Annotated in this window: 7 protein-coding genes; 5 read left to right on the top strand and 2 right to left on the bottom strand. The window is 71.6% G+C overall.

Features of this window, described 5'->3' with window-relative positions:
* Positions 1-92: 92 nt before the first annotated feature.
* Positions 93-533, bottom strand: a complete 441-nt coding sequence (locus KS423_RS29340) for a DUF3052 domain-containing protein (RefSeq protein ID WP_224282797.1) — start codon at positions 531-533, stop codon at positions 93-95.
* Positions 534-1,050: 517 nt separating this feature from the next.
* On the opposite strand from KS423_RS29340, the gene aceE reads away from it, so the two are divergent.
* Together aceE and KS423_RS29330 are read left to right on the top strand one after the other, a co-directional pair.
* Positions 1,051-3,801 carry a pyruvate dehydrogenase (acetyl-transferring), homodimeric type gene (gene aceE, locus KS423_RS29335; RefSeq protein WP_224282796.1) on the top strand — a complete coding sequence of 917 codons (2,751 nt, stop codon included), beginning with the start codon at positions 1,051-1,053 and terminating at the stop codon, positions 3,799-3,801.
* A 106-nt stretch (positions 3,802-3,907) separates the two neighbouring features.
* On the top strand, positions 3,908-4,366 hold the full coding sequence (locus tag KS423_RS29330) for a nitroreductase/quinone reductase family protein (protein ID WP_224282795.1): 459 nt from the start codon (positions 3,908-3,910) through the stop codon (positions 4,364-4,366).
* Between the two features lie 79 nt (positions 4,367-4,445).
* Here the strand turns inward: KS423_RS29330 and KS423_RS29325 are convergent, their stop codons facing one another.
* On the bottom strand, positions 4,446-6,050 hold the full coding sequence (locus KS423_RS29325; protein ID WP_224282794.1) for an MFS transporter: 1,605 nt from the start codon (positions 6,048-6,050) through the stop codon (positions 4,446-4,448).
* A 214-nt stretch (positions 6,051-6,264) separates the two neighbouring features.
* Here KS423_RS29325 and KS423_RS29320 point away from each other — a divergent pair, with 214 nt between their 5' ends.
* The 3 genes from KS423_RS29320 to KS423_RS29310 all read left to right on the top strand — a co-directional run bounded on the left by KS423_RS29320 (position 6,265) and on the right by KS423_RS29310 (position 9,061).
* Positions 6,265-6,951 carry a TetR/AcrR family transcriptional regulator gene (locus KS423_RS29320; RefSeq protein ID WP_224282793.1) on the top strand — a complete coding sequence of 229 codons (687 nt, stop codon included), beginning with the start codon at positions 6,265-6,267 and terminating at the stop codon, positions 6,949-6,951.
* Between the two features lie 116 nt (positions 6,952-7,067).
* Positions 7,068-8,390, top strand: coding sequence for a sensor histidine kinase (locus KS423_RS29315; RefSeq protein ID WP_224282792.1), 1,323 nt, complete (start codon positions 7,068-7,070; stop codon positions 8,388-8,390).
* Positions 8,387-9,061, top strand: a complete 675-nt coding sequence (locus KS423_RS29310) for a response regulator transcription factor (protein ID WP_224282791.1) — start codon at positions 8,387-8,389, stop codon at positions 9,059-9,061. The genes KS423_RS29315 and KS423_RS29310 overlap by 4 nt, the downstream gene beginning before the upstream one ends.
* The last annotated feature ends 261 nt before the right edge of the window (positions 9,062-9,322 follow it).

Raw genomic sequence — 9,322 nt, 5'->3', positions numbered from 1 at the left:
GGGGGCGGGGCCGGCCGGGGCGCCGGACAGGCAGCGGGCCCCGCCGGAGGGGATTCCTCCGGCGGGGCCCGGTGCGGGGCTTCAGAACCCGTTCAGCGCTGCTTGCCCGGCTTCGCCGTGGACTTCGTCGCGAGCCGGGTGGCCGCCCAGTCCTTGACGATGTTGATCGAGCTGGTCTGGGAGAGACCGGCGGTCTTGGCCGCGTCGCTGATGTCGGAGGCCTCGATGTGGCCGTCCCGCCCGGTCTTGGGCGTCATCAGCCAGATGAGGCCGCCTTCTGCCAGGTACTCCAGCGCGTCGACGAGGGAGTCGGTGAGGTCCCCGTCGTCGTCGCGGTGCCACAGCAGGACGGCGTCGGCGACGTCGTCGTAGTCCTCGTCGACGAGATCCGTCCCGGTGAGCTCCTCGATGCCCTCGCGGAGGTCCTGGTCAGTGTCGTCGTCGTACCCCAGCTCCTGGATGATCTGGCCCTCTTCGAAGCCGAGACGGGTCGCCGGGTTGGACTTGTCCGCGGGGTCCGCGGTCGCGCTCACGGGAATAACCTCCAGTATTCGGCTCGGCATCCATGCCGAGGCTGTGGCCGTAGTCCACACGGGCGCGGCGGTTCGCGCAAGTACCCGACCCCCGATCCCCTCCAAAGGTTGACGTGTCGCAGCGGGACACGCCGCGCGACGTGTCGGGAATCACACCGATTTGCCCTTCTCTGCGTGGGACAAGGATGCTTCGGGTGGTCCCGGCCCACAGGCCGTACGCGTGCCCGAGATGCGAACGGCATTCGGGGTCCGCGTGTGCGCGGGCGTAGAGTCTCCTGTTGGCCCTCACCCCGGCCGCCCGCCATCGGGCGGACGGGACACCAGGTCGGACCACCTCTTTTCGTAACACCCGGGGGTGTGCGGAGCGGACGAAGACGCCCGCGCCACACACCGCCAGACCGGCCCGCCCACCAGGCGGACCGGTTACCGATCGGTAGAGATGACGGATCTCCGAGCGCGGTAGCACGATGGAGGCGGCGCGACACACCTCAGTTTCGACCGACAGTGAAGGAACAGCGTGGCTTCCGGATCCGATCGCAACCCGATCATCATTGGCGGCCTTCCGAGTCAGGTCCCGGACTTCGATCCCGAGGAGACCGCGGAATGGCTCGAGTCGCTCGATGCGGCCATCGACGAGCGGGGGCGTGAGCGTGCCCGTTACCTGATGCTGCGGCTGATCGAGCGCGCCCGCGAGAAGCGTGTCGCCGTGCCCGAGATGCGCAGCACGGACTACGTCAACACCATCGCGACCAAGGACGAACCGTTCTTCCCCGGCAACGAGGAGATCGAGCGGAAGATCCTCAACGCGACCCGGTGGAACGCGGCCGTCATGGTCTCCCGGGCGCAGCGCCCGGGCATCGGCGTCGGTGGCCACATCGCCACCTTCGCCTCCTCCGCGTCTCTGTACGACGTCGGCTTCAACTACTTCTTCCGCGGCAAGGACGCCGAGGGCGAGTCCGGCGACCAGGTCTTCTTCCAGGGCCACGCCTCCCCCGGCATCTACGCCCGCGCCTTCCTGCTGGACCGGCTCACCGAGCAGCAGCTCGACGCGTTCCGCCAGGAGAAGTCGAAGGCCCCGTACGGCCTCTCCAGCTACCCGCACCCGCGGCTGATGCCGGACTTCTGGGAGTTCCCGACCGTCTCGATGGGCCTCGGCCCGCTCGGCGCGATCTACCAGGCGCGGATGAACCGCTACCTGGAGCACCGCGGCATCAAGGACACCTCCGACTCGCAGGTCTACGCCTTCCTCGGCGACGGCGAGATGGACGAGCCCGAGTCGCTCGGCCAGCTGTCCCTGGCCGCCCGTGAGGGCCTGGACAACCTGACCTTCGTGGTCAACTGCAACCTCCAGCGCCTGGACGGCCCGGTCCGCGGCAACGGCAAGATCATCCAGGAGCTGGAGTCCCAGTTCCGGGGCGCCGGCTGGAACGTGATCAAGCTCATCTGGGACCGCAGCTGGGACCCGCTGCTCGCGCAGGACCGCGACGGCGTCCTGGTGAACAAGATGAACACCACCCCGGACGGCCAGTTCCAGACCTACGCCACCGAGTCCGGCGACTACATCCGCGAGCACTTCTTCGGCGGCGACCTGCGCCTGCGCGCCATGGTCGAGAACATGACCGACCAGCAGATCCAGTACCTGGGTCGCGGCGGCCACGACCACAAGAAGATCTACGCGGCGTTCAAGGCTGCCCGCGAGCACAAGGGCCAGCCGACGGTCATCCTCGCCCAGACGGTCAAGGGCTGGACGCTGGGCCCCAACTTCGAGGGCCGCAACGCCACCCACCAAATGAAGAAGCTGACGGTCGAGGACCTGAAGCGCTTCCGCGACCGGCTGCACCTGCCGATCACCGACAAGCAGCTCGAGGACGGCCTCCCGCCGTACTACCACCCGGGCCGCGACTCGGAGGAGATCCAGTACATGCACGACCGCCGGGAGGAGCTCGGCGGCTACGTGCCGACCCGCAAGGTCCGCCCGCGCAAGCTGGTGCTGCCCGGCGACGACGCGTACAAGGCGGTCAAGAAGGGCTCCGGCAACCAGACCATCGCCACCACCATGGCGTTCGTCCGGCTGCTCAAGGACCTCATGCGGGACAAGGGCATCGGCAACCGCTTCGTGCCGATCGCGCCGGACGAGTACCGCACCTTCGGCATGGACTCGCTCTTCCCGTCGGCGAAGATCTACAACCCGCTCGGCCAGACCTACGAGTCGGTCGACCGGGACCTGCTCCTCGCCTACAAGGAGTCGCCGACCGGCCAGATGCTGCACGACGGCATCTCCGAGGCGGGCTGCACCGCCTCGCTGATCGCCGCCGGCTCGTCCTACGCCACCCACGGCGAGCCGCTGATCCCGGTGTACGTCTTCTACTCGATGTTCGGGTTCCAGCGCACCGGCGACCAGTTCTGGCAGATGGCCGACCAGCTGGCCCGCGGCTTCGTGCTGGGCGCCACCGCCGGCCGCACCACGCTGACCGGTGAGGGCCTCCAGCACGCCGACGGCCACTCGCACCTGCTGGCCTCGACCAACCCGGGCGTCGTGGCCTACGACCCGGCGTACGGCTTCGAGATCGCGCACATCGTCCAGGACGGTCTGCGCCGGATGTACGGCTCCAGCGCCGAGCACCCGCACGGCGAGGACGTGTTCTACTACCTCACCGTCTACAACGAGCCGATCAAGATGCCGGCCGAGCCCGAGAACGTGGACGTCGAGGGCATCCTCAAGGGTCTGCACAAGTACGCGCCGGGCACCGCCGGCCAGATCCCGGCCCAGATCCTCGCCTCCGGCGTGGCCGTGCCGTGGGCCCTGGAGGCCCAGCGCATCCTCGCCGAGGAGTGGAACGTCAAGGCCGACGTCTGGTCCGCGACCTCGTGGAACGAGCTGCGCCGCGACGCGGTGGAGGCCGAGGAGTTCAACCTGCTGCACCCCGAGGAGCAGCAGCGGGTGCCGTACGTGACCCAGAAGCTCCAGGGCGCCGAGGGCCCGGTCGTCGCGGTGTCCGACTGGATGCGCGCGGTGCCGGACCAGATCGCCCGCTGGGTGCCGGGCCAGTACCAGTCGCTGGGCGCCGACGGCTTCGGCTTCGCCGACACCCGTGGCGCGGCCCGTCGCTTCTTCCACATCGACGCGCAGTCGGTCGTCCTGGCGGTGCTCACCGAGCTCGCCAAGCAGGGCAAGATCGACCGCTCGGCGCTGAAGGACGCGATCGACCGCTACCAGCTGCTGGACGTGGCCGCGGCCGACCCGGGCGCCGCCGGCGGCGACGCCTGATCAGCCCGTGGGCACTGAGGGGCCGGACCTCCGTACGGGGGTCCGGCCCCTCGCCGTGTGTCGTGGTTTGACCCTCACACCGGTGTGAGGTCCTACGCTCGGCCGCATGACGAACGAGACGAAGCCCGGCCACTCCGGGCGGCACCCCGAACCCGTCGACGGCGCGGGCGAGTTCAACCGGAACGTGATCGCGGAGTTCCGCACCGGGCAGGGGGTCGTCGGCGGCGCGCTCGCCGGCGCGCCGGTCCTCCTGCTCACCGTGGTCGGCGCCCGCAGCGGCGAGCCGCGCACCACGCCCCTGGTCTACCTGGCGGACGGCGAGCGGCTGGTGGTCTTCGGCTCCAACGGCGGCAGCCCGACGGACCCGCTCTGGTACCGCAACCTCCTCGCCCACCCCGAGGTGACCGTCGAGGTCGGCACCGACCGCTACCCGGCCCTCGCGGCCCCGGTCGACCCGGCCGAGCACGACGCGCTCTGGGCCCGTCAGATCGCCGCCCAGCCCCAGTTCGCCGGCTACCGCACCGCGGCCCGGACCGTCCCGCTGGTGGCCCTCACCCGGGCCTGACCGGCAGGGGCGGCACCGCCCGGACACCACGACGGCCCCGGACTGCGGCGAGTCCGGGGCCGTGGCGTTGCGGGGCCGGTCAGATGTGCACGGCCGGGCCCGCGTCGGTGGTGCCGCGGCGGGTGAGCAGGCCGAGCACGGCGGCGGCGAAGGCCACCACGGCGGCCACCGCGAAGGCGAGCGACATGCCGCTCACGAAGGACTCGTGGACGGCGCCGGCCATCGCGTCCACCGCCTGCTGCGGGGTGCCGGCCGGGGCCGGCGGGGCGATGCCGAGCTGGGCGGCCTGCTTGAGGCCCTCGCCCGCCGCGCCCTCGACCGGCGGCAGGCCGGCCTTGGCCCAGTTGCCGGGCAGCACGTCGCCGACCTTGGCGGCCATCAGCGCGCCCAGCACCGCGGTGCCGAGGCTGCCGCCGACCTGCATCGCGGCCTGCTGGAGGCCGCCGGCCACGCCGGAGAGCTCCAGCGGGGCGTTGCCGACGATCACCTCGGTGGCGCCGACCATGACCGGGCTGATGCCCAGGCCCATCAGGACGAACCAGAGCGACATCACGCCGTTGCCGGAGCCGGTGTCCAGGGTGGACATGCCGAACATCGCGGTGGTGGTGATCAGCATGCCGGCCACGATCGGGATGCGCGGGCCCAGCTTGCCGATCGCCAGGCCGGCCAGCGGCGAGCCGACGATCATCATGCCGGTCATCGGCAGCAGGTGGACGCCGGCCTCGACCGGCTTCATGCCGTGCACGTTCTGGAGGTAGAAGGTCACGAAGAAGATCGCGCCGAAGAACGCGAAGGCCATCAGCACCATCAGCAGCACGCCCGCCGACAGCGGCACCGAGCGGAACAGGCTGAGCGGGACCAGCGGCTCGCGGGCCTTGCCCTGCCAGAGCGCGAACAGCACCATCAGCACCACCGCGCCGCCCAGGAACAGCAGCGTCCTGCCGTCGCCCCAGCCCCACTCGGGGGCCTTGATGATGCCGAAGACCAGCGCGAACATCCCCACCGAGAGCAGTGCGATGCCGGGCAGGTCGAAGGACTTGGCGGCGTTGTCGGCCCGGACGTCCCTGAGGATCCACATGCCCAGGGCCAGCGCGATCAGGCCGACCGGGATGTTGATGAAGAACACCGACTCCCAGTTGACGTGCTCGACCAGCAGGCCGCCGACGATCGGGCCGGCCGCCGTGGAGGCGCCGATCACGCCGCCCCAGATGCCGATCGCCATGTTGAGCTTCTCGGCCGGGAAGGCCCCGCGCAGCAGACCGAGCGCGGCCGGCTGGAGCAGCGCGCCGAACAGGCCCTGGAGCACCCGGAAGGCGATCACGGTCTGGATGTTGCCGGCGAAACCGATCGCGGCCGAGGTGGCCGCGAAGCCCACCGCGCCGACCAGGAAGGTGGTCTTGTGGCCGAAGCGGTCACCGATCTTGCCGGCGGTGATCAGGAAGACCGCCAGGGCCAGCAGGTAGCCGCTGGTGACCCACTGGATCTCGGAGGGCGCCGCGTGCAGCTTCTCCTGGATCACCGGGTTGGCGATGGCGACGATCGTGCCGTCCAGCGCGACCATCATGACGCCGACCGCGACGGTCAGCAGGGTCAGCCAGGGGTGCCCCTTGAGGCCGCCCCCCGACGGCGGATTCGGCGGCGGCGCTGCGTCCGCCTCGGAGTTCTTCACGACGGACTGGCTCATCTGGGCCCTCCGGGGGCATGGCTCGGTGCAGGACATGGTCGTGGCGCCCCGGCCCACCCGTCCCCACAGGTGCCCCGGCCCGACGGGCGCCACCCCGGCACATTATGTCAGCCACTGACAATCGGCAAACAGTGACTTCTGGCCATTGCTGCCATTTGTCAGAGCGCTAAGGTTGTGCTCCCACCCTCCCCCAGCGCTCCGGAAGGCCCCCGCCATGGCCGCTCACACCCCCCGTACCACCTGCACCCCGGAGGGCTCCGAACGCGCGCCCGGGCTGCGCGAGCGCAAGAAGCAGCAGACCCGGTACGCCCTGATCCAGGCCGCCCACGTGCTCTTCCTCCGACAGGGCTTCGCCCACACGACCGTCGACGAGATCGCCTCCGCCGTCGACGTCTCCCAGCGCACCTTCTTCCGCTACTTCGCCAACAAGGACGAGGTCGCGCTCGCCGTGATGGCCGTGGCCGAGGACTACTTCATCGAGTGCCTGCGGCTCCGCCCGGCCGAGGAGGCCCCGCTCCAGGCCCTGCGCGCCTCGATCGTCAAGGCCTGGCGCGACCTCGGCAGCGAGGAGGCCTCCGGCCCCGGCTCGATCCACAGCGCCCTCGAACTCATGCGGATGATCGAGGAGACGCCCCCGCTGCTCGCCGCCCACCTGCGCCGGGTCACCGAACAGGAGCGGCTGGTGATCCAGGTGCTCGCCGAACGCGAGGGCCTGGACCCGGCCGAGGACCTGCGCCCGGCCGTGCTCGCCGCCGTCTTCGGCAGCCTGCTGCGCTCGGCCCACCTGTCCTGGAGCGCCGAGCACGAACCGGCCGGCCCGGAGGGCATGGTCGCCGTCATCGAGCGCTACTTCGACCAGCTCGGCCCGGCCCTGGCCGGCCACTGGCGCGGCCCGGCGTAGTCCCGGGCAGCACACCCGTGTCATACCGGGGTATCACCCGATACCCCGGTAGCCCCCGGAAGTTCGCGCTCCAGTGCGACGCACCGGGCGGGCCCGCCCTCCTAGGCTGGCCCGCGATGAAGACGCTCACCATCGCCGACGGCCGCAGGTTCGCCGTCCGCCAACTGCGCACCCTGCGACGGCACCTCACCACCCCGAGCGAGGACGACACCCCGCTGCTCGGGAACTCCCGCCGACGCTGGGTGCGCCTGATCCCGTACGCCGTCGCGATCATCCTGCAGGCCTCGCTGATCCCCGGCGGGATCGTCAGCCTGGTCAGCTTCTACGGCCTGGTGCTGCCGGTCGCCGCCGCGCTCACCGTCGCCCAGACCACCCCGCTGTTCCTCGCCATCACCCGGCCGCTGGCCGCCTGGTGGATCAGCGCCGCCACCCTGGTCACCACCGCGACCATCACCGCCCACCACCACCAGGCGACGGGCAGCTGGCCGTGGACCGCGCCGATGATCCTCTCGTACCTCTTCCTGCTGCTCGCCCTCGGTCTGCGCGAGCGCCGGGCCACCGTGATCGCGGTCTGGGTCGCCACCGTGCTGCTCACCGTGCTCACCACCACCCTCGGCCTGCCCCGGGCCGGCGACGGCACCACCGTGCTGCTGATCGCCCTCAGCGGCGCCGTCCTGCTGCTCGGCTGGGCCGTCCGGGACCGCGCGGTCGCCCGCCGGCTGCTCACCGAGCAGGAGCAGATCAGCGAGGCGGAACGCGAGCGGCGCACCCTGCTGGAGGAACGCGCCCGGATCGCACGGGAGTTGCACGACGTGGTGGCCCACCACATGTCGGTCATCGCGGTGCAGGCCGCCAGCGCGCCGTACCGGATCGACGGCGTCCCGGCCGACGCCGCCGAGGAGTTCACCGCGATCGCCGGCACCGCGCGCGAGTCGCTGGCCGAGATGCGGCGCCTGCTCGGCGTGCTGCGCAGCGAGGAGTCCGCCGGGGAGACGGCCCCGCAGCCGGGGGTCGGCCAACTCGCCCAGCTGGTCGAGACGGTGGGGCGGGCCGGGGTGCCCGCCGAGCTGACCGTGGACGACGGGCTGGCCGAACGGGTGCCGCAGGCCGTCGGCCTCTCCGCCTACCGGATCGTCCAGGAGGCGCTGGCCAACGTGGTCCGGCACGCCCCCGGCGCGCGGACCTGGGTGTCGCTGTCGGCGGACGGCCCCGAACTGCGGCTCACCGTGGTCAACGCGCCCCCGCCGCAGCGCACCGAGTCGCTGGAGGCCTCGGCCGAGGGCACCGGACACGGTCTGGTCGGAATGCGCGAACGCGTCCGGCTGGTCGATGGCAGGCTGGACACCGGTCCGCTGCCGGACGGCGGCTTCAAGGTCGCCGCCGCCCTGCCGCTCGACCCGCCCGAACGCCCAGACACCCCCGGGGAGCAACCCGCATGACCATCCGCGTGATCATCGTCGACGACCAGGCCATGGTGCGGGCCGGCTTCGCCGCCCTGCTCAACGCCCAGAGCGACATCGACGTGGTGGGGGACGCGGCGGACGGCGCCCAGTCCCTGGAGGTCACCGGCCGCACCCACCCCGACGTGGTGCTGATGGACGTCCGGATGCCCGTCATGGACGGCCTGGAGGCCGCCCGGCGACTGCTCGACCCCGACGTCCCCGGCGCCCACCGCCCCAAGGTGCTGATGCTGACCACCTTCGACGTGGACGACTACGTGTACGAGGCGCTGCGCGCCGGGGCCAGCGGCTTCCTGCTCAAGGACGCCCCGCCGGCCGACCTGATCGCCGCGGTCCGGGTGGTCGCGGCCGGCGAGGCCCTGCTCGCCCCCTCGGTCACCCGCCGGCTGATCGCCGACTTCGCCCGCAACCGGCCCGCCAAGCGCCGCGACCCCAAGCTGCGGCTCAACGGCCTGACCCCGCGCGAGACCGAGGTGCTGGAGCTGATCGCCCGCGGCCTGTCCAACCAGGAGATAGCCGCCAAGCTGGTGCTCGCCGAACAGACCGTCAAGACCCACATCGGCCGCATCCTCGCCAAGCTCGACCTGCGCGACCGTGCCCAGGCGGTGGTGCTGGCCTACGAGTCCGGCCTGGTGACACCCGGGCAGTAGCAGGACCGTTCCCTGATACCCGGGTAGCACCCGGTACTTGGCCCCGCGGTGTGACGTCCGCGGGGCCGACGCATACCTACCTTCCTCCCCATCGGAAGCCGAACCGAGTCGGCGGCCGAACGGACGAGGGGGAACAGGGACATGCGCAAGTTCCGGACCAGGCGAGCACTCGCCGCCACCGCGGTGGCGCTGGCGGCGGTGCTCGGCGCGGGCGGCTGGGCCGCCGACACCCAGACCGCCGTCACCGGCCCGCCGCCCGGC

The organism is Streptomyces sp. LS1784, assembly GCF_020103755.1.
Classification (GTDB): domain Bacteria; phylum Actinomycetota; class Actinomycetes; order Streptomycetales; family Streptomycetaceae; genus Kitasatospora.
This window is presented reverse-complemented; position numbering and strand designations above follow the sequence as displayed.

What these genes read in the sequence shown, in the direction of transcription:
- KS423_RS29315 (WP_224282792.1), top strand. Translation starts at nt 7,068, where the DNA reads ATGAAGACGCTCACCATCGCCGACGGCCGCAGGTTCGCCGTCCGCCAA.
- KS423_RS29310 (WP_224282791.1), top strand. Translation starts at nt 8,387, where the DNA reads ATGACCATCCGCGTGATCATCGTCGACGACCAGGCCATGGTGCGGGCC.
- KS423_RS29320 (WP_224282793.1), top strand. Translation starts at nt 6,265, where the DNA reads ATGGCCGCTCACACCCCCCGTACCACCTGCACCCCGGAGGGCTCCGAA.
- KS423_RS29330 (WP_224282795.1), top strand. Translation starts at nt 3,908, where the DNA reads ATGACGAACGAGACGAAGCCCGGCCACTCCGGGCGGCACCCCGAACCC.
- KS423_RS29325 (WP_224282794.1), bottom strand. Translation starts at nt 6,050, where the DNA reads ATGAGCCAGTCCGTCGTGAAGAACTCCGAGGCGGACGCAGCGCCGCCG.